General features: G+C 39.0%; 17 protein-coding genes. 12 read left to right on the plus strand and 5 right to left on the minus strand.

Annotation, left to right across the window (positions count from 1 at the left end; all coding sequences use genetic code 11):
- Window positions 1-65: 65 nt before the first annotated feature.
- Window positions 66-1337 (minus strand): salicylate 1-monooxygenase, encoded by a 1272-nt coding sequence (salA, locus tag F952_RS08170; protein WP_004925531.1) that lies wholly within the window; start codon window positions 1335-1337, stop codon window positions 66-68.
- A 315-nt stretch (window positions 1338-1652) separates the two neighbouring features.
- Between salA and F952_RS08175 the strand changes: the two genes are divergently transcribed.
- From F952_RS08175 to F952_RS08205, 7 genes are all read left to right on the plus strand, one after another.
- Window positions 1653-3305 (plus strand): phosphoethanolamine transferase, encoded by a 1653-nt coding sequence (locus tag F952_RS08175; protein WP_004925533.1) that lies wholly within the window; start codon window positions 1653-1655, stop codon window positions 3303-3305.
- 1 nt (window position 3306) lies between these two features.
- Window positions 3307-3987: a response regulator transcription factor gene (locus tag F952_RS08180; RefSeq protein WP_004925537.1), complete on the plus strand. Its 681-nt coding sequence runs from the start codon at window positions 3307-3309 to the stop codon at window positions 3985-3987.
- Between the two features lie 70 nt (window positions 3988-4057).
- Entirely contained in the window at window positions 4058-5365 is a 1308-nt protein-coding gene (locus tag F952_RS08185) for a sensor histidine kinase (RefSeq protein ID WP_011182281.1), read from the plus strand.
- A gap of 174 nt (window positions 5366-5539) precedes the next feature.
- Entirely contained in the window at window positions 5540-6100 is a 561-nt protein-coding gene (locus F952_RS08190) for a gamma carbonic anhydrase family protein (protein WP_004925541.1), read from the plus strand.
- Window positions 6090-7439, plus strand: coding sequence for a dihydroorotase (locus tag F952_RS08195; RefSeq protein WP_004925546.1), 1350 nt, complete (start codon window positions 6090-6092; stop codon window positions 7437-7439). The genes F952_RS08190 and F952_RS08195 overlap by 11 nt, the downstream gene beginning before the upstream one ends.
- Window positions 7440-7614: 175 nt before the next feature.
- Entirely contained in the window at window positions 7615-8493 is an 879-nt protein-coding gene (locus F952_RS08200; protein WP_004925547.1) for a homocysteine S-methyltransferase family protein, read from the plus strand.
- A gap of 5 nt (window positions 8494-8498) precedes the next feature.
- Window positions 8499-9839 carry a basic amino acid/polyamine antiporter gene (locus tag F952_RS08205; protein ID WP_004925550.1) on the plus strand — a complete coding sequence of 447 codons (1341 nt, stop codon included), beginning with the start codon at window positions 8499-8501 and terminating at the stop codon, window positions 9837-9839.
- Between the two features lie 86 nt (window positions 9840-9925).
- Here the strand turns inward: F952_RS08205 and F952_RS08210 are convergent, their stop codons facing one another.
- Window positions 9926-10282 (minus strand): DUF1304 domain-containing protein, encoded by a 357-nt coding sequence (locus tag F952_RS08210; protein ID WP_004925553.1) that lies wholly within the window; start codon window positions 10280-10282, stop codon window positions 9926-9928.
- 167 nt (window positions 10283-10449) lie between these two features.
- On the opposite strand from F952_RS08210, the gene F952_RS08215 reads away from it, so the two are divergent.
- The 4 genes from F952_RS08215 (at window position 10450) to F952_RS08230 (ending at window position 15175) form a co-directional block, all read left to right on the plus strand.
- Window positions 10450-10758: a hypothetical protein gene (locus F952_RS08215; RefSeq protein ID WP_004925556.1), complete on the plus strand. Its 309-nt coding sequence runs from the start codon at window positions 10450-10452 to the stop codon at window positions 10756-10758.
- 293 nt (window positions 10759-11051) lie between these two features.
- A complete protein-coding gene (locus F952_RS08220; protein ID WP_004925559.1) occupies window positions 11052-12428 on the plus strand; it encodes an ABC1 kinase family protein in 1377 nt (458 codons plus the stop codon).
- A gap of 226 nt (window positions 12429-12654) precedes the next feature.
- Window positions 12655-13938 (plus strand): acyl-CoA dehydrogenase family protein, encoded by a 1284-nt coding sequence (locus F952_RS08225; RefSeq protein WP_100222859.1) that lies wholly within the window; start codon window positions 12655-12657, stop codon window positions 13936-13938.
- Between the two features lie 31 nt (window positions 13939-13969).
- Entirely contained in the window at window positions 13970-15175 is a 1206-nt protein-coding gene (locus tag F952_RS08230; RefSeq protein ID WP_004925565.1) for an acyl-CoA dehydrogenase family protein, read from the plus strand.
- Between the two features lie 56 nt (window positions 15176-15231).
- On the opposite strand, the gene F952_RS08235 is transcribed toward F952_RS08230, so the two are convergent.
- Entirely contained in the window at window positions 15232-16458 is a 1227-nt protein-coding gene (locus F952_RS08235) for an alkane 1-monooxygenase (RefSeq protein ID WP_004925568.1), read from the minus strand.
- 195 nt (window positions 16459-16653) lie between these two features.
- On the opposite strand from F952_RS08235, the gene F952_RS08240 reads away from it, so the two are divergent.
- Window positions 16654-17574, plus strand: a complete 921-nt coding sequence (locus tag F952_RS08240; protein WP_004925571.1) for an AraC family transcriptional regulator — start codon at window positions 16654-16656, stop codon at window positions 17572-17574.
- 46 nt (window positions 17575-17620) lie between these two features.
- Here F952_RS08240 and F952_RS08245 read toward each other — a convergent pair whose 3' ends face one another.
- Together F952_RS08245 and F952_RS08250 are read right to left on the minus strand one after the other, a co-directional pair.
- The gene (locus F952_RS08245) at window positions 17621-19489 is read right to left on the minus strand and encodes a SurA N-terminal domain-containing protein (RefSeq protein ID WP_004925574.1); all 1869 of its coding nucleotides are present in this window, start codon (window positions 19487-19489) and stop codon (window positions 17621-17623) included.
- Window positions 19490-19621: 132 nt separating this feature from the next.
- Complete coding sequence (locus F952_RS08250) at window positions 19622-19894, minus strand: HU family DNA-binding protein (protein ID WP_004925576.1); 273 nt, start codon at window positions 19892-19894, stop codon at window positions 19622-19624.
- Window positions 19895-20009 lie beyond the last annotated feature (115 nt).

Below are 20009 nucleotides of genomic sequence, written 5' to 3' on the forward strand. Positions count from 1 at the left end.
TTCAAAATAGAATTGTTTTAAAGGCACAAGTCGTTCAAAACACTCTTGTGCCAAATTCTTAGCGTTTAAATCGTTGCAACAGGTTGTATTGCTGCTCGCGCGGCTAACATGTCTTGTGCTAAATCATGCTGCCATAACCAGTCAAAACGGTTTTGCAAATGTGCACCCACTGCTTCAAAGCTTGGATACAGTGCTGAGTTAAGTTCATATATTTGCCCAGACTCACGCGAAGTACGCTGAACCTTGCAGGCGCGTTCTTTTCGGATCTGTTCATAAATTGCAGAAACTCGCGGTAAATCTTCAACAGTCAGCTCAGTGTGCTCAAACAATACTTTGAGCGTGAGTGCATCTTCAAGCCCTTGTCCTGCTCCGGCACCCTGATGTGGAAGCATGGCGTGCGCAGCATCTCCCATTAATATGACGCGGCCAGAGTGGCTTTGATAAGTCGGCAATTCGGCCAGTTCGTGCAGTGCCCACAAGGTCGGACGCTCAATCAAACCGAGTAAAATTCGGCAGCTTTCGCTCCAGTCCTGAAAATCGTCCAACATTTCCTGTTTGTCTACCGCACGTGTCCATGGGGTATGTTCTGGAAGCGTACGCTGCTCAGGGTTTGTCTTAAACGCCACAATGTTAATGTCTTCACCTTGACGAATCGGAAAGGTTAAAATGTGCTTGTTTTGGCCTAAAAACATTTGTGGTACGTCGGCAATTTCTACATCTAGGCCGGCTGCGACAATGGCTTGCCTAAATTCTGCTGCTTTAATAATGCCTCGGTAAGCCCATGTTCCAGTAAAATTAGGACGCACTGGAGCAAACTGATGGGTTTGCAGCACATAATCACGCGTGGCTGAGTGTATGCCATCTGCACCAATCACATAATCGGCTTCGGCGCATGTACCATCTTCAAAACTCAATTCAATATGTGTGTCGTACTCCTGAATCGATTTGAGTTTTTTATTAAACTTACACTGGTGCTGTGGAATATTCCCTAAAATAGCATCTAAGAAATCGGCACGATGCACCGAAGACTGACCAACCTGAGGAGAAATTGAACTCGACAAATAATCATCGTTATAACCATTTCGCCATTGAAACCACACATCCTGAAATGGCGCAGATACTTGATCTGCAATCGCGGTATATTGCGAAGCCAAACCAAGTAGCTCAATGGCACGAACCGCATTCGCGCCAAATGAAATTCCGGCACCAATTTCAGAAAATTGAGGTGCTGCTTCATACAAGCAAACCTCTAAATGTGGTTGCTTAAATAAGTTGGCTGCAAGCGCGACCCCTGCAATACCACCACCAATAATGGCTATACTAATTTTTTTACCCACGACTCATTTCCTTTGAGAACTTGATTTATTGTTTTATTTTTAGTCTGCAAACTCAATTAAATCCAATTTAAAGTTTTTTAAAGCAGTTATTAATTTTTTAAATAATTTATTAAAATCAATATCTTAAAACAATTATATCATATTTCTTTCTTAATTGCCTATCCGGTATAGGTTTAAGTTTTCATATCCATCATTATGATCTTAAAACATTGATATTTAGATTTAAATTGAATCATTGAAGCGAAAACTAATTTTCTCTTAATTTTCATACTCTTTAATGTAGCTATACCCCTCAAATAACTGAACGATATTGAGATGTTTAAATTGCTACAATTCAAAAAAGTAAGTTTATCTATAAATACATTTAATGGGCTTCTAGCTTGTTGGTTAGCAAGTTTTACAAATGCTCGTTTTTATGAACGACTGATTGAATTGAGCTCATTCCAAGGTTTGATGCAATATCTATTTTTGGCTGGAACTTTTTTGATTCTGGCAGGCACTTATTTTTTCATTCTACAACTGATCAGCTGGCGACTATCAGCCAAACTCATTGCAGCTATTTTACTTATACTCACAGGCTTTACGTCTTATTTTGTAAATCAGCTTGGTATAGATGTTAATACTGCACAGATGCAGAATGTCATGCAAACGGATGCGAGTGAAGCACTAGATCTATTATCTTTACCACTTGTTGTATGGTTCGTTTTTACAACGCTTATACCCCTAATTGTTTTATGTTTTATTGATATTAGAGCTTCCAAAAGCTTAAAAAATCTATTCATATCAAAAAGTGCCAGTATTATCGTTGCACTTTTTCTTATCGGAATAGGTTTGTTTTCATTTTATGGTCAATACGCTCCAATTTTCCGTGAAAATCGTGCCTTAAAAGCACAAATTTCGCCACTCAATATTTTATCGAGTAGCTGGAGTTATACACATAGACAATTTAAAACGCGCCACTTAGCTTTAATCAAATATGGTGAAGATGCACATCAGATCAATATGACCAGTTTTAATTCACCTCAGGTCATGGTTTTAGTGATTGGTGAAACTGGCCGTGCTCAAAGCTTTGGTTTAAATGGGTATGCAAGACAAACAACACCTGCACTCAGCAAACTTGATATTATCAATTTTAGTCAGGCATCATCTTGTGGTACACAAACTTCGGTATCTGTGCCGTGTATGTTTTCTGGTATGCCACGTCAGAATTACGATGAATCTTTAGCAACTCATCGTGAAGGTTTACTTGATATTACACAACGTGCAGGCTATGACGTCACTTGGATTGACAATAATTCTGGATGTAAAGGCGCCTGTGATCGTATTAAAAACTACATCTCACCTAAAGATGACCCGCGTTATCAAGCCCAGTGCAAAGATGGCGAGTGCTACGATGAAGTATTGATTGAAGCCTTAAATGATTATTTAAAAACACTTGATCTAAAGAAGCTTAAGAAAAGTCAGTTAATCGTTTTACATCAAGTTGGAAGTCATGGCCCTGCATATTTCAAACGTTATCCTGCTGCTTTTAAAAAATTTACACCCACTTGTGATACCAACAATATCCAAAACTGCTCACGCGAAAGCTTGATCAATAGTTACGACAACACCATTTTATATACCGATCATGTGCTAAGTACATTGATCCATACACTTGATAGTTTGCCTATCTCAACAGGTTTGATGTATTTGTCGGATCATGGTGAATCGACTGGTGAAAATGGGTTATATCTCCACGGTACGCCTTATTTTATGGCACCGAAAGAACAAACCCATATCCCTATGTTATTCTGGTTCTCATCACAATGGCCTAAACAACAACAGATTATGCATTGTTTAAACCAACAAAAAAATCAGCCAGTCAGTCAGGATAATTTATTTCCAACGGTTTTGAGTTTATTGGACATACAGACCAAGGCACTTAACCCGCAATTTGATCTGCTGGCTCAATGTAAAGGTAACTTATAACATGATTAAAATTTTATACATTGAAGATGATGTCATGATTGGCAAGACCACTTATCAGTTATTGCGCCATGAAAAATTTGAAGTCGACTGGGCTAAAACCGGACTTGAAGCACTGGATTTTCTATTTAGACAAACCTATCACCTCGTTTTACTTGATCTTGGACTGCCCGAGCTTGAAGGCTTGGATGTCCTCAAACACATCCGAAAAAAAATCGAGCTCAATAAGATTGCAGTTATTATTATCAGTGCGCGAGATCAAAGCCGCGACAAGATTCAAGGGCTAAAACTTGGTGCAGACGATTATATTGTCAAACCGTATGATTTTGACGAATTGGTCGCGCGTATCGAATCTGTGTTAAGGCGTGGTAATTACGCCTCACTCAATGAATTGAACTTTAATGTAGGACAAGTTCAGCTCTTTCCAAATACGCATCGTATATTGAAAGATGGGCAGCCGATTAACCTGTCTACAAAAGAATGGTCAATTTTAGAACCAATGATGATGTATCCCAACCAGATTTTCTCCAAACAGATGCTTGAAGAAAAACTGTACGATTGTGATGATGAGATCAATAGCAATACCATTGAAGTACATATTCATAATTTACGACAAAAGCTTGGAAAAGATTTTATCCGAAATGTACGAGGCTTAGGCTATTGTGTTGAAACTCAAGAAAAATAAGTTCATTCGTTTCAGACATGACTTAAAACGGATTAAGCAATTTTATCAAGAGAAACCTCTAAGTCTGCGCATGTCTTGGAGCATTTCAATATTTAGTATTTTTTTATTGATTTTTATTGGTGTAGCGGCCTACCGTATTGCACTGGAAGAATCCCAGGAAGTGATTGATCGACAAATGCAGGAAATGGCCGAGTTTCTGGATAAGAACTCGCTTTCTTTACGTTTGTCGACCTACGATCCAAATGCACATTATGATGAAACAGATGTGTTTATCGATATCATTAAACATGATCAGCTTAATCCACTCAGTCAACACTATAATTATATTTTGCCGTATTCATCTACACCTTATTTCACCAAGAAAAAAACGACGCGTGGCGAACTAAGAATCTATATCTATCCCGCCAATGATAAACAGATTCAAATTAGCCAGTTGATTAAAGTCCGTAGACATCTCGCTAAAGAACTGGCATTTAACATGCTGATTCCTTATATCTTTTTTATGCCATTTGCCATTTATAGCATGTATTTATTAATTCGTCATCATTTACGGAAATTAACAGAGCTGCGTACTACATTTTCAGAACGTGATTACAATGACTTATCTGAAATTCAGATTGAAAACCTACCCATCGAGATTCGACCAGCTATAGATGAATTAAATTATCTATTTAAACGAATTGAACAGGCTAAAATTCAACAACAAGTATTTATCGCAAATGCAGCGCATGAACTTAGAACACCTTTAACAGCACTTAAATTACAAACTTCATTGCTTTTGAAAACACCACAAGACAGTCAAATTTATGATGAAAATTTGAGTGATCTGAGTTTAAGTTTAAAACGTATGACTCATTTAGTCGATCAGTTAATGAGTCTAGCTCATCAAGAAGTCCATCAAGATGAACCTCTCCGATTATTAAATCTGGTGGCTCATATCAGACTTTGCGTAGGACAACTTTTAGCCAATGCTCGCAAAAAAGATATTGAACTACAAGTCAATATTGAAGATGATCTGGAAGAAATATCAATTCTGGCAACAACCAATTCTTTACACAGCATCCTTATTAATTTGATTGATAATGCAATCAAATACAGCCCTCAACAAGGTCAAGTCATCATTCTGCTGTCGCAAGATACAAATGCTGTTTATGTTGATATTCACGATAACGGGCCAGGTATTTCTGAACAAGAGTACGATCATGTATTAGAGCGTTTTGTTCGACTCGAACATACTCAACAACAGGCCATTGGAAGTGGCCTCGGTTTATCGATTGTACAATCTGCCTTAGATTCAGTTGATGCCAAGATGCAATTTAAGCCCTCACAGCTATTGGGCGGGCTTTGTGTGCATTTAACCTTTAAACATAGTCTTTAAGATTAATTCAAGCCATGTTTTCAAAACATTATTGAATGATGAAAAAAATGAAGGTTTTAATACTTGTTTAGCATATTTGTTATGTTATAACATAACAAATATAGTATTAATTTTTAATTCTAAATTTTTGCTAGTGACTTTTCATTCAAAACTCAGACTCGAAACTATTCAATCATGATCCGTAAAAACCCTTCAGGCCATCTTCCCCAAATTGATCAATCTGCCTATATCGATCAAACCGCCATTATTTGTGGAAAAGTTATTATTCATGCCAATGTCTTTGTAGGCCCATATGCCGTGATCCGAGCAGATGAAACTGATGAAACTGGCGATATGCAACCGATTATCATTGGTGCAAATTCTAATATTCAAGACGGCGTGGTCATTCATTCCAAAGCTGGCGCATCTGTCATCATCGGTGAAAATTCATCAATTGCACATCGTTCGATTATTCATGGGCCATGTGAAATTGGTCATCATGTGTTCGTGGGTTTTAATAGTGTTTTGTTCAATTGCAAAATTGGCCCAAATAGCGCAATTCGCCACAATGCTGTGGTAGATGGCCGCGACTTACCTGCAAACTTTTATGTACCAGCTATGAGTTATATTCATCCTAAAACAGATTTGTCAGCTTATCCTCCCATTGATATCTCCATTACAGAATTTTCAGAAAGTGTAATTACAACCAACATTGAACTGGTTCAGGGGTACAAGGCGCTGTCCAATGAATTTTAATACCTTGCCTGATATCATGATTCGTAATGCAAATATGATTAATGAAGGCCAGTCTAAATTTTGCGATGTGCTGATTAAAAATGGCAGGATCGCCAAAATACAATCTTCAATTTCGAGTATTAACAATGCCAAGGAAATTGAGGCAAATGGGCGCTGGCTACTGCCTGGGATGATTGATGATCAAGTTCATTTTCGAGATCCTGGCTCTCCTCACAAAGGCTGTATTGCCTCAGAATCTGCTGCGGCAACCATTGGTGGAATTACCAGTTATATGGATATGCCAAATACTCAACCGCCAACCCTTGATCTTGATGCTTTACAAGCCAAAAAGACTATTGCTTCACAAACCAGTATTGCCAACTATGCTTTTCATTTTGGTGTGAGCGCAGACAATCTAGAAATCATTAAACAACTTGACCCGACATTGGTCAGTGGCGTTAAGGTCTTTATGGGTGCGTCAACTGGTAATATGCTGGTTGATGATCCCAAAACACTTGGACTCTTATTTGCCAACGTACCCACCATTTTATTGAGCCATTGCGAGTCAAGTCCGATTATTTCTCAGAATGAAAAATTGTTTAGGGAAAAATTTGGTGAAGATATTGATGCGTCCTGTCATCCTATTATTCGCAATGAAGAATGTTGTTATCAAAGCTCAAAAATGGCTGTTGAGTTAGCAAAGAAATTTAATACCCAATTGCATGTACTGCATTTGACCACAGCACGTGAGCTAGCACTATTTGAAGATAAACCTTTACATGAGAAAAGGATTACTGCTGAGGTCTGTATTCATCATTTACATTTTGATGATCGAGATTATAAACAGCTGAATCATCTGATTAAATGTAATCCGTCTATTAAAGCTGTCAGTGATAAAGAAGCATTGATTCAGGCAATCGCAAATACTAATTTACTGGATATTATTGGAACAGATCATGCACCCCATACATTGGATGAAAAGCAAAGATCTTATTTTCAAGCTCCAGCAGGTTTACCACTGGTACAACATGCTTTGCCAGCCTTACTGGAGCTAGTTGCAGATCAGAAAATGACGATTGAAAATGTTGTAAAAAAAACATCTCATCAGGTTGCTGATCTTTTTAGAATCAAAGAGCGTGGTTATATCCGTGAAGGCTATTGGGCAGATCTGGTATTAATTGATAAAAATCCTCTCATCGTTGCACAACAACCAAATTTTATGCGTTGTGGATGGACACCATTTATCCATCAAACCTTTCGACATCAAGTGGCAACCACGATTGTTTCAGGACAAATCGCGTGGCATAACCAGCAGTTATTTTTAAATTGTAAAGGTCATGCTCTCGAAATTGATCGGTAAATTATCTTCATCATGTATATTTAGATCAGGAAATACAGATTTATGCTGTTATTTCCTTATCTGTTTTGATGAAAATAAACACATATTTATTTATAACTGGCAAGCTAACTGAAAGTTTTTTGCACAGGCATTTGATGATAGATCCTCTATAATCGACATTTTTTACAGACTTCTTATGAAAATTTTAGATGGTGGATTTGGACGCGAGCTTGCACGCAGAGGTGCACCCTTTAGACAACCAGAATGGTCTGCTCTAGCACTCACAGAGGCACCAGAAATTGTAAAAGAAGTACATCTGGACTTTATTCGTGCTGGTGCACAAGTCATTACCACCAATAATTATGCTGTTGTACCCTTTCATATTGGTCAGGAACGTTTTGATCGTGAAGTCACGCAACTTGTAAAAGTTGCCACCAGTCAAGCCAGACTTGCCGTTCAGGAAAGTGGTCAACCTGTTCAAATTGCAGGCTGTCTACCGCCTTTATTTGGCTCTTATCGTGCAGATTTGTTTGATCAATCTAAGGCAGAAGCTTTAGCAAAACCCATTATTGAAGCACTCTCTCCAGACGTAGACTTTTGGCTTGCAGAAACACAATCTTGTCTTGCAGAAGTAAGAACGATTCATCAGTTATTACCCAAAGACGGCCGTGAATTTTGGGTATCATTTACCTTACAAGACGAACAAGCTCTGACTGAAGCAAAATTACGTTCTGGTGAAAATATCCAACAAGCTGCTCAGCTTGTACACGAACTCGGTGCAAATGCAATTTTATTTAATTGCTGCCAGCCAGAAGTCATTTTACAAGCCATTGAAGAAATCCGTAGTCTACTCCCGTCTGGTGTCAAGATTGGTGCTTATGCAAATGCCTTCCCACCACAAAACAGTGATGCAACAGCCAATGATGGTCTGGATGAAGTTCGTAAAGATCTAGATCCGGATGCTTATCTAACATTTGCAAAACAGTGGCAACACGCTGGTGCATCCATGATTGGTGGCTGCTGTGGCATAGGTCCTGAGCACATTCAGAAACTTTCTCAGTTTTTTCAAGAATAATTTTTATGTCAACTTCTAAAATTGGCTTGCTATCCTTAACCGCACTCGTGTTTAGCTCGATGGTCGGTTCTGGTGTGTTTAGTTTGCCACAAAATATGGCTGCTGTAGCCAACGGGTCAGCCTTGCTTTTTGCATGGCTGATTACAGGCATTGGTATTATTTTTCTGGCCTTATCCCTGCTTTATTTAACACGACAGCGACCAGATCTTGACGGTGGAATTTATAACTACGCCCGTGAAGGATTTGGTGATCTGATTGGTTTTTGTTCCGCCTGGGGTTACTGGTTATGTACCACAATCGGTATTGTCGGCTATGTGGTCATCGCATTTTCAGCCGTAGGTATGTTTACAGATACACCTGAACACATCTACTTTGGCGAAGGCAATACACTTTACGCTCTAATTGGGTCATCTATATTTGTCTGGCTGATACACTGGCTGGTCAGTCGAGGTATCAAAGAAGCTGCACTGGTCAATCTTATGGCAACCATTGCCAAGATTGTTCCATTGGTCGTTTTTATTGTTTTTTCATTTGTCGCATTCAAACTCGAATTATTCAAACTGAATTTCCTGGATACTTCCCTTCAAATGCCCGTATGGCAACAAGTACGTGATGTCATGCTGATTACACTCTGGGTATTTACAGGAATTGAAGGTGCGGTTGTACTTTCCTCTCGTGCTAAAAAGCGAAATGACATTGGAAAAGCAACGCTGCTTGGCGTATTACTGGCACTGGCTTTTTATGTAATGGTGACAGTACTGGCTTATGGTATCAATACTCGTAGTGAAATCGCAGGTATGCATAATCCGTCAATGGCAACTATTTTAGGGCAACTGATTGGTATTCCTGGCACTATTGTGATTACACTGGGTTTGATTATTTCGGTTTCATCGTCATATTTAAGCTGGACGCTCTTTGCCACAGAGATTCCTTATCTGGCTGCAAAAAATGGGGCTTTTCCTAAAATTTTTCTGAAAACCAACCAGAATAATGTGCCAATTTCATCGCTATGGCTGACTTCTATCGTGGTGCAGATTTCACTCATTGCGGTATGTTTTTTCAATAAAAACTATACTCAGTTATTGTTAATCTCTTCAGTTATGATTTTATTGCCATATTTTCTGGTGTCTGCATTTTACTTAAAAGAGTCTACTCGCCATAAACGTACAAAACATATCGTGATCGCAAGTATTGCAACTGTATATGCAATCTGGTTACTGTACGCCGCAGGACTTTCATTACTTCTGCTATCTGGTATTTTTTATGCTTTAGGATTATTGATTTTTTTCTACAGCCGCTTCTCGGTGAGAGGTTCAGGATTAAACAAAGAAAATTCTGCTTCCTGATAGATTTATGAGCATTATCACAAGATACAAGTCATTTATTTAAGCAGCGACCAACAGTAAATGACTTGTTGATGTGATGTAAAAAATTACCATCCCATATTCACAAAAATTAAAGCAATTAGTGCAGGTATCGCCTGAATAAACAAAATTTTTCGACTTGCAGTATATGCACCGAAGATGCCTGCGATCAGTACACACCCCAGAAAGAAATTTGCCAGCATAGCAAATAACGGCGCATCGACCCAAAGTGACCAAAATAAACCCGCCGCCAGAAATCCATTATATAAACCCTGATTCTGTGCAAGAGTTTTGGTCATTCTTGCTTTTTCAACACTATTGCCGAAGGCTTTTAATCCTCTTGGCTGATCCCATAAAAACATCTCAAGCACCAGAATGTAAATATGTAACGATCCAATTAGGGCAACTATAATATGTGCAATCATTATGACTTATCCTTTTTTTAATTTAGACTCATAATATAGATCAAACAAAATATACTTTACTGATTTTCATGAAACCAGCAGACACAAAAAAGTATTCATCCATATCTGTTAAATGCGTTAGTATTTTTGATATCAAAATTTTGAGCAACGAGAGGAGCCTAAGTTCGATGAGCTATAAACACAATAATTTGATGGCAATACGTGAAAATTACTGGAAAGATGAACATTCCCACCATGTACAAACTGAAAAACATTTCTTTTGCAATGTCCTTGAAGAACACGGTATTTTTCATGAAGCAACACTCGAAGATGCCAAATACTTTTTCTTTGCCTTACCCAGCATTATCATTGTAAAAGGATATGCACTGGGCTTCATGCATGATCAAGTTAAACAAATGATCTTTAAATATATTGCTCAAAACAAAACTTATTTACAACAACGCAGTCAGCTTAAAATTCAGTATCGAATGTCCTAGAAAAACCTTCCATTTAAATTTCTTGGTTTTTCTGGAAGCAAGAAATTCAGTGACTCACCTAAAAGAAAGGAATAAAAACTAAGAACTTATACCAATCATCTACTTTTTGATTACAATAAAGTTTTTCTCCTCAACTAAAGTATTTTAAAATAAGACATTATTGATCATTTGATGCTACCTTTACATTTCATCTTTTAAACAGCATATGACTGTTTTAATACGATCAGACCATGTAATATTCGTTACAATTATTCTCTCCACTCTTCTGCGTGTTTCACTGCAAAGGATTATATATGTCAGATCAGAACGATAAGCTTAAGAATTTAAAAACTTCTTCGATGGACCGACGCTTATCGATCGCCAAGGCCTCATTACTTGCTGGTACTCGCTGGGCGACTGCCAGTGCAACCTCGATGTTTTCCAGTGAAGCAGAAAAAGAGAAAAAGCGTAAGAAAGCCATGACTGAACAGGCTAACTACCTCGTTTCCGAGATTGGGAAGCTGAAAGGTTCAATTGTTAAGATTGGCCAAATGATGGCGCTTTATGGCGAGCATTTCTTACCAGAAGAGATCACGCAGGCTCTCAATACACTTAACAATCAAACCGTGGCTTTGGCATGGCCAGCAATCAAGGCTCACTTACAAGAGCAGCTTGGCAGCAAGCTGGATGATCTGATTATTGATCATGAACCTATTGGTACCGCATCATTGGCACAAGTCCACCGTGCGACACGTAAATCTGATGGTTTGGAACTGGTTCTAAAAATTCAATATCCAGGCGTCGCAGAAGCAATCGACTCGGATATGAGCCTATTTAAAAATATGCTCAAATTAACACGTATGGTACCCCAAACCCGTGAATTTGATCAGTGGTTTGATGAAGTACGTGAAATGATGCACCGTGAGGTCAGTTATGATATTGAAGCAGCAACAACACGGCGCTTTGCTGAACGTCTGAAAACAGATCCGCGTTATGCCGTGCCACAAATTATAGATGCATATTGCACGACTAAAATTCTGTGCATGACTTTTGAACGTGGCGTGCCGATTAATAGCCCTGTCATGCTGTCTTTGCCGCAAGAAAGACGCAATAAACTCGGTGAAGCATCACTTGAAATTGCTGTACGTGAAATTTTCGAATGGGGCGAGATGCAAACTGACCCAAATTTCGGGAATTACCTAGTCCGCCTTGGCAATGGTACTGATATTCAAGATAAAATTGTGTTACTGGACTTTGGCGCAATTCGCCAGTTTGATGAACATCTGCTTAGCGTTGCACGTAACCTGATCCGTGCAGGCTATAACCATAGTAATGAAGAAATGGTTCGTGCCATGACTGGTTATAGCTTCTTTGATTCGATTCCAGAAAGCATTAAACCAGACATGGCGAAAGTCTTTTTACTGGCGACTGAAGCATTTAGCTGCCCAGAAAATAATCCTGATATGCCAACAGGCTTGATGGATGAAGATAATCGTTATGATTGGAAAAAGAGTCAGTTACATAGTCGTGTCATGCAACAGGCCAGCAAATCGATGGCCTCTCGTTATTTCTCGGTTCCACCTAAAGAATTTATGTTTATTAGTCGTAAGTTCATTGGTGCTTATACCTTTATGACTGTCATTGAAGCCAAAACCAATGTTCGCCGCATGATTAGCCATTTTGTAAAATAAATTGTTTGACCAGAATGCCATCTGTCATTCTGGTCAATTCATCCAAATCTTATTTTTTCCTTGTTTGTATTTTCATATAAAAAACATAACTCTAAAATCATTTTTTAAAGTCTATCACCACTTATCGCTTTTTCTCGTCTTGTCAATCTTGACATAGTTTTTCCAAATTCCTCATGTCAGCATACATTGCATTACCCGACAATCAATGGAGTTTGCAATGTCAGATATGATCAATAAGGCTCAGGGATTTGGACTCTCCTTGATCACAAAAATAGCTGGAAGCGATGTGCTTGATCAGCTTAAATTAAGAAAGTTTTTAGAAAAATCACTTTATCAGGGTTCCAAAAGTGGCTTTAAAGCCATTTCAACAGCACAAAAAACCTTTAAAACCAGTTCCATTGATCATCAGCGTCTACCAAAGCAGAATAAATCAATTTTTGATCTCAGTCTGACTGAAGAACAGACCATGACACGCGAAGCAATGTCCAGATTTGCCCAGGATGTTCTCATGCAAATAGCACATGATGCAGATCATCATGCTCGATTTCCAGAAGAACTGTGGCAATATCTTGAAGACTTAGGATTAAATTATTATGCTTTGCCTGAATCATTAGGTGGTGTAGCCAGTGAACAAAATATAGTAAGCAATATATTAATTGCAGAAGATTTAGCTCAAGGAGATTTTAGTCTGAGCGCTGGATTACTTAGCACATTTAGTGTGATTAATGCATTAACTCGTTGGGGATCCGAAAGTACACAATCGAAATATTTAACCGCTTTTTCGGAAGATCCAAATCTTAAAGCAACTTTTGCAACACAGGAAAACACACCTGCGTTTAATCCGTTTAAACTTAAGACACAAGCTACATTACAAAATAATCACTATTTCTTATCTGGTGAAAAAACTCTGGTCATTTTAGGCGAGAGTGCAGATCTAATTTTGGTTACCGCCATGTTGGATGGACAACCAGAAGTATTTATCGTAGAGCGCGATCCAACCATTTCTATAAAATCCGCTCCTGCCATGGGATTAAAAGCAGCGCAAACCATGAGTCTTTATTTTGATCATACCCCAGCGGTGTTATTAGGTGACAACGATTTTGATTACAGTGCGTTTATCGATTTAGGCTCATTGATGTGGTGTGCAATGGCTGTAGGTACCTGTGAAGCGGTTAAAAGTTATTGTATTGCCTATGCAAATGACCGAACAGCGTTTGGTGAACCAATCTCACATCGTCAAAGTGTTGCTTTTATGATTGCAGATATGGCGATCGAAATCGATGCTATGCGAATGCTGATCTGGAATGCAGCGAGCCTTGCAGAAGCTGGTCAAGCGTTTCATCGGGAAGCTTATTTGGCTCGCTTACTCTGTGCTGAGAAATCCATGCGAATCGGAACCGATGGCGTACAGCTACTTGGTGGACACGGATTTACCAAAGAGCATCCTGTCGAGCGTTGGTATCGGGATTTACGTGCAACTGCTATTTTGCATTCAGGTTTACATGCTTAAGTATTGATTAAAATAACTCCAAGGATTAGCCATGAATTTACAAGACCCTAAAAAATTTAAAATGATGGTCAACCAAGCCCATGATGTCGCACTCAATGTTTTACGTCCCATCTCACGTAAATATGACAAAGCAGAACATGCCTATCCTAAAGAATTAGACATGCTCGCTTCACTCATTGACGGAATGAATGAAGGTGGCGATGGTATAAATGCAGGAGCCACGGGTGCAGGTAAACGAGGCGAGAATGAACAACAAGGCATCCGTAATGGAACCAATATGTCTACAGCGCTCGGCATTATCGAAATGTGTTATGGAGATACAGGCCTATTACTGAGTATGCCTCGCCAAGGACTAGGAAACTCTGCAATAGCAGCCGTAGCGAATGATGAACAGTTAGAACGATTTAAAGGCACATGGGCAGCCATGGCAATTACCGAGCCTGGATGTGGTTCAGACTCAGCCGCGATCCGAACCACGGCCGTCAAAGCTGGTGATGAATATATTTTAAATGGTGAGAAGATCTATGTAACCTCAGGAGAAAGAGCTGACTCAGTCGTGGTTTGGGCAACACTTGATCGGAAACTAGGCCGCGCTGCCATCAAGTCCTTTGTAGTCCCAAAAGGTACGCCTGGCATGAAAGTCGAGCGCCTTGAGCATAAACTTGGAATTAAGGCCTCCGATACCGCAGCCATTAGTTTTATCGACTGTCGAGTTCCTGCTGCCAACTTATTAGGCAATGCCGAGATCGATGTTGCCAAAGGTTTTGCAGGTGTGATGGAAACTTTTGACAATACGCGCCCATTAGTTGCCGCAATGGCGGTGGGTTGTGCTAAAGCATCTTTAGAGCGCATTAAAGAAATATTTAAAGATGAACTCGACACAGACTATGCAACACCGTATTTACAAACTTCTTTTATCGCGGCTCAAATCTATCGGATGGAAGCAGAATGGGAAGCAGCACGGCTACTGACACTTAAAGCAACCTGGATGGCAGATAATAAAAAACCAAATTCCAAAGAAGCATCGATTGCCAAAGCCAAAGCAGGCCGTATCTGTAATGAAATTACGCTCAAATGTGTCGAACTTGCTGCCAGTGTTGGATACAACGAAGATGAATTACTAGAAAAATGGGCACGTGATTCAAAAATTCTGGATATTTTTGAAGGTACACAGCAAATTCAACTTTTGATTATTGCACGTCGTGAACTCGGAAAGTCATCTAGCGAACTGAAATAATGGCTTAATCTAATAAAAAGAGAGTCACTTAGACTCTCTTTTAAAATAAGGTCTGATTACTTGCCGTTTTCTATATTCGGGTCAGTCAAACCAAACTTGGCCAATATCTTGGCACGACGTTTTGGATAGATATTGGCTTTGGTCAAATCCTCTTTATAATGCTCAAATACTCGTTTATCCATCATTTTAAACCAAAGTGGCGGAATCATAGCAGGCAACAACATACTGGCATAACCACTTGGTAACTCAGGTGCTTCATCAAAATGACGCAATGCCTGAAATGGACGCGTCGGATAAGCGTGATGATCTGAATGTCGTTGTAACTGGTATAAAAACAGATTCGTCACGATATTGTTATTATTCCAGCTATGCTCTGGCATGGTACGTTCGTAATTGCCATCCGCTCTTTTCTGGCGTTTTAGACCATAATGCTCGATATAATTAATGATCTCAAATAAACTAATCCCGTAAAAAGCTTGCGTAACCAGATAAGGAATCGTTCCTTTACCAAATATCGCAATTATCGAACTATGAAAAGCAGCACTCATCCCCCAGCCCTGTAATAGTTCATTATCTTTTGACCAAAACTTTTTGCCTTTACGTTTCAGACGATGTGTCTCAATTTCGATTGCAGATTTTAATGAACCAAAGACCGTTCTTGGCCAAAACTCATAAAATGTTTCACCCATTTGCGACGAAGCTGGATCTTCAGGAGTCGCTGCACGCTTGTGATGTCCGTAAGGATGTTCTATACGAAAGTGATTGTATCCTGTAGGAACGAGCGCCAAATGAGACAGGATATGATCGAGTCGATCTGCTTTATGGCTCAATTCATGCGCGGTATTCACTGCAATACCATTGATTGCACCCATCGAAATGCCTAAAAGAATTTTATCAATAAAAGATGTCTTTTTACGGCTCACCAAATAACAGGCATAAACATTGGCAATATACTGTAATGGAATGAAGCTTTTCACCAAACGTGCGTAATAAGGATCATTTTCAAGCTGCTTGATTTCTTCAGACGTTGGATTGCTGGCATCTTTTCCAATAATCGTATCAATCACCGGAATAATAATGTGTAGAACAATAGGGCCACCTAGCGCAAATATTTTTTTGATTGGACGGGGTGAAAACTGATAACCTGCCAAAATCCCGATCCCAATGACTGGTAATGCAGGACTAATCATCCATAAGTAACGTTTACGATCAATTTCACGCATTGATCTTGCAGCATTGATCACTTCTTCAAAGTTTTGATCGACATGTACAGGTGCATTCATAGTGAATCCTTTCTTGTTATCCTCTATTCATACTGCTCATAATCATCCATCTTATATATTAAAAACAGTTGTGATCGTCCAAAAAACCTATGTCAAAGTCTTTGGCATTTTCAACCATGTCAATGTCCTAAAATCACATGTATAAGCTACAATCTCATTCTATACTCTTGCTCAAATAAGAATTTTTAACGCGCTATGGATGCACTTAGTAAAATTTTTGATGATATTCATTTAAATAAATCTGAATATCTCTATGTAAAAACTCAAGGAGAATGGGCATTTCATATGCTTGCCCAAGATGCTTTGATTGCTCACATTATTTTAATGGGTTCTGCTCATTTCACATTACAGGATGGTACGACACAAACCGCTTATTCGGGAGATATTGTGCTTATTCCTTCTGGGCAAGCTCATTTTGTCTCAAATGATGCTCAGAACAAACTAATTGATTGTTCCAACATTCAGTCTTTTTTTGATGGACACCGCAATGATGCCATTGAGTTAGGCACAACATCTTCGGATCATGGTTTAATTTTTACTGTGCGGAGCCATATCGATATGCATATGGGTAGCCCTTTACTCAATGCTTTACCATCACTGATACATATTCATCACGCAATGAGCTCAACTGGCCCAGAGTGGTTACGCGTCGGTTTATATTTTGTGGCACTTGAAACCCAGCGTATTCAACCAGGACGAGATAAAATATTTGACCACTTGATGAGCATCCTATTTATAGAATGTGTCCGCGATCATATTGCCCAGCTTGATGACCCCAAAAGCTGGTTAACTGCACTCATGCATCCCGAATTATCTAATGCGCTCGCAGCTATTCATGCTTACCCCGAAAAACCTTGGACTGTAGAGAGTTTGGCAGATCAATGTTGCATGTCACGGTCTAAATTTGCCACACTTTTTCAAAGTATTGTTCATGAGACCCCTCTCGCTTATCTTCAACAACATCGCCTTCGTCTGGCCGTACAGTTATTAAAAACCAGTCAGTTAAATATTCAGCAAATTGCCAATAAAGTCGGATACTCCTCAGAAACAGCTTTTAGTCAGGCATTTAAACGTCAATTTGAACAATCTCCTAAACACTATCGCCAGCAATCATGATAAAAAAAGCGCCGAATATGGCGCTTTTTTATTTCAAAGTCAAAGATTATTTAATTTTGGCGTGTGATTTTAAATACTGAGTATAATCATCAAGTTCCTGCTGACCACGGAAACGCTGATATAAATTACCTAGTTCTTGCAATTGTTCAGGGTTAAGCGCATCTGCTGCCTTAGAATTGATATCAGATACACCTACAACCACAAGTTCATCAGGTAATTTTGCGGTGGCTACTGACCACATTCCTGCTTTTGGTGCAGTTAAACTGAACGCTGCACGTTCAATTTCACGCTTTAAACCTTGTGAACGAGTAAAGGTACCTGCACTTTCAAATTTAAGACCACTCTTGGCAACAACCTGATCTGCTGGCTGAGTTTTAAAGTCGTTTAATACAGCTTGAATTTTAGCTTGGGCTGCATTAAATGCTTTGTCTTCAATCAATTTGGCGCGTACCTGTGCAGTTGCAGTCGCTAAAGGCTTTACACCAGCAGCATGATAGTTACGTACTTTTACCCAAATTGTGTCACCATTAGCAAGCTGAATATTACTTGATGCGTTACGATCACCATTTTTAACATCATCATTAAACAATTTAGCTTTTACATTTGGATCACTGAGTAACGGATGCTGTGTTGACAGCGTCACGCCATTTAATGATTCAACACGTAAACCTTTGAGCTCCTGCGCCACTGAATCCAAAGCATCAGTACTCACGACCATTTCATTTAAACGGTTAATTGTATCAGTATAAGCATTTGCAGATTTAGACTTTTGAATCTCTGCTGTGAGTCGTGCTTTTTCTGCTTCCAGTGATGGTAGTTTTACCTGAGCAGTTTCAACTTCAATAATGTGATAACCATATTGTGTTTTGACTGGTTTGGAAACCTGACCATTCTTTAATGACTCAACAGCTTGATCGAAATCTTTAGAGAAGATCCCTGGTTGGTATGCATCTACCACACCACCATTGTTCTTTGAACTCGTGTCATCAGAGTATTGTTTTGCAGCCTCAGAAAAGTGAGTGCCTGCCTGAATTTTTGCATATACGTCATTCGCAATTTTTTGCGCTTCTGCATCTGAACGACCATCTGCAGTAATCAAGATATGCTTGACCAATCGTTTTGCATCTTTCTTCTGAGTCTCTACAAAAGCATTATATGCCTGTTGGAGTTCGGCTTCTGTCACAGCGGCTGGAGCACTAGACACTTGCGCAGGAGAAACTACAATATAATCTACATCTACACTTGCAACCTGTTTAAATTTATTTTTGTGCTTATTGTAATAGTCAGCAATTTCTTGATTTGTCACATTGATATTTTTTTTATAATCATCAAGCTTGATACTGGCAAGATGAATAGTGCGTTGCTCTGTCTGCAAGACCGCAATTTGATGAAGATCAAATTTACTGACCAAGGCCGTGTCAGTCACACTCGAAGTAAGCATTTTTAAAGCGTGATCTTGTCTCAAGCTTGCAATAAGTGCCTGACTTGTCATTCCAACTGAACGCAGATAGTTGCTATACAAAGTTTCAGAAAATTTTCCATTTTCTTGGAAACTTGGCTGCTGAGCCAGCATCTTTTCAATTTGCGCATCGCTTAAAGAAATACCTAATTTTTCAGCTTGCTGTAGCAATAAACTACGTGCAATTAATGTATTGAGCGCATTTTCTTCAATATAAGACTGGTTGAGTAAGGTTTCATCGCCTTTGGCTAACGAGAGATACTGGTCTTTATAAGTTTTAGTTAGATTCTCTAGATCCTTTTTGGAAATATCTTGACCATTTACTGTTTTTGCAACATCTGCTTTATTACCACCGCCAAAATATCCTTCAATACCTACTAGTGCCAAAGGGGTCAAAAACAAAATTAGCAGGACTTTTCCAAGCCAACCCTTAATGACTTTACGAAACGATTCCATAAGTATTCCAATATTTTATTTCGGAGGGATTTTAACTGAAAAACACTATCGAATGAATGTATGAAACACTCAGTAATCCATCTTTTTAATAAAAAACGCGCCGAAAATGGCGCGTCTACTTATTTTAAAAGATTAAGCAACTGAATCTTTCAAACCTTTACCAGCTTTAAAGCTTGGTACTTTAGTTGCTTTAATTTGAAGCTCTTCGCCAGTTTTAGGGTTACGGCCAGTACGTGCAGCACGATCTTTTACGCTGAAAGTACCAAAACCAACTAAAGTTACAGTATCACCTTTTTTTAGCGCTTCTGTAACTGAAGCAATAGTCGCATCCAATGCCTTACCAGCATCAGTTTTAGACAATCCCCCTTTCTCTGCAATCGCATCAATTAATTCTGATTTATTCATGAAGATAACGTCCTCTTAATTCGTTTATTTGAGATCCAAGGCTGAAGTTTAAAAAGGCCATGACGCCTTTATAGCAATGCTTTAGGGGGTAAAGCAATACTACCAAAGCTGTTTT

Source organism: Acinetobacter baylyi DSM 14961 = CIP 107474, assembly GCF_000368685.1.
GTDB classification, from domain to species: Bacteria; Pseudomonadota; Gammaproteobacteria; order Pseudomonadales; family Moraxellaceae; genus Acinetobacter; species Acinetobacter baylyi.

What these genes read in the sequence shown, in the direction of transcription:
- F952_RS08175 (WP_004925533.1), top strand. Translation starts at nt 1,653, where the DNA reads ATGTTTAAATTGCTACAATTCAAAAAAGTAAGTTTATCTATAAATACA.
- F952_RS08180 (WP_004925537.1), top strand. Translation starts at nt 3,307, where the DNA reads ATGATTAAAATTTTATACATTGAAGATGATGTCATGATTGGCAAGACC.
- F952_RS08185 (WP_011182281.1), top strand. Translation starts at nt 4,058, where the DNA reads ATGTCTTGGAGCATTTCAATATTTAGTATTTTTTTATTGATTTTTATT.
- F952_RS08190 (WP_004925541.1), top strand. Translation starts at nt 5,540, where the DNA reads ATGATCCGTAAAAACCCTTCAGGCCATCTTCCCCAAATTGATCAATCT.
- F952_RS08195 (WP_004925546.1), top strand. Translation starts at nt 6,090, where the DNA reads ATGAATTTTAATACCTTGCCTGATATCATGATTCGTAATGCAAATATG.
- F952_RS08200 (WP_004925547.1), top strand. Translation starts at nt 7,615, where the DNA reads ATGAAAATTTTAGATGGTGGATTTGGACGCGAGCTTGCACGCAGAGGT.
- F952_RS08205 (WP_004925550.1), top strand. Translation starts at nt 8,499, where the DNA reads ATGTCAACTTCTAAAATTGGCTTGCTATCCTTAACCGCACTCGTGTTT.
- F952_RS08210 (WP_004925553.1), bottom strand. Translation starts at nt 10,282, where the DNA reads ATGATTGCACATATTATAGTTGCCCTAATTGGATCGTTACATATTTAC.
- F952_RS08215 (WP_004925556.1), top strand. Translation starts at nt 10,450, where the DNA reads ATGAGCTATAAACACAATAATTTGATGGCAATACGTGAAAATTACTGG.
- F952_RS08220 (WP_004925559.1), top strand. Translation starts at nt 11,052, where the DNA reads ATGTCAGATCAGAACGATAAGCTTAAGAATTTAAAAACTTCTTCGATG.
- F952_RS08225 (WP_100222859.1), top strand. Translation starts at nt 12,655, where the DNA reads ATGATCAATAAGGCTCAGGGATTTGGACTCTCCTTGATCACAAAAATA.
- F952_RS08230 (WP_004925565.1), top strand. Translation starts at nt 13,970, where the DNA reads ATGAATTTACAAGACCCTAAAAAATTTAAAATGATGGTCAACCAAGCC.
- F952_RS08235 (WP_004925568.1), bottom strand. Translation starts at nt 16,458, where the DNA reads ATGAATGCACCTGTACATGTCGATCAAAACTTTGAAGAAGTGATCAAT.
- F952_RS08240 (WP_004925571.1), top strand. Translation starts at nt 16,654, where the DNA reads ATGGATGCACTTAGTAAAATTTTTGATGATATTCATTTAAATAAATCT.
- F952_RS08245 (WP_004925574.1), bottom strand. Translation starts at nt 19,489, where the DNA reads ATGGAATCGTTTCGTAAAGTCATTAAGGGTTGGCTTGGAAAAGTCCTG.
- F952_RS08250 (WP_004925576.1), bottom strand. Translation starts at nt 19,894, where the DNA reads ATGAATAAATCAGAATTAATTGATGCGATTGCAGAGAAAGGGGGATTG.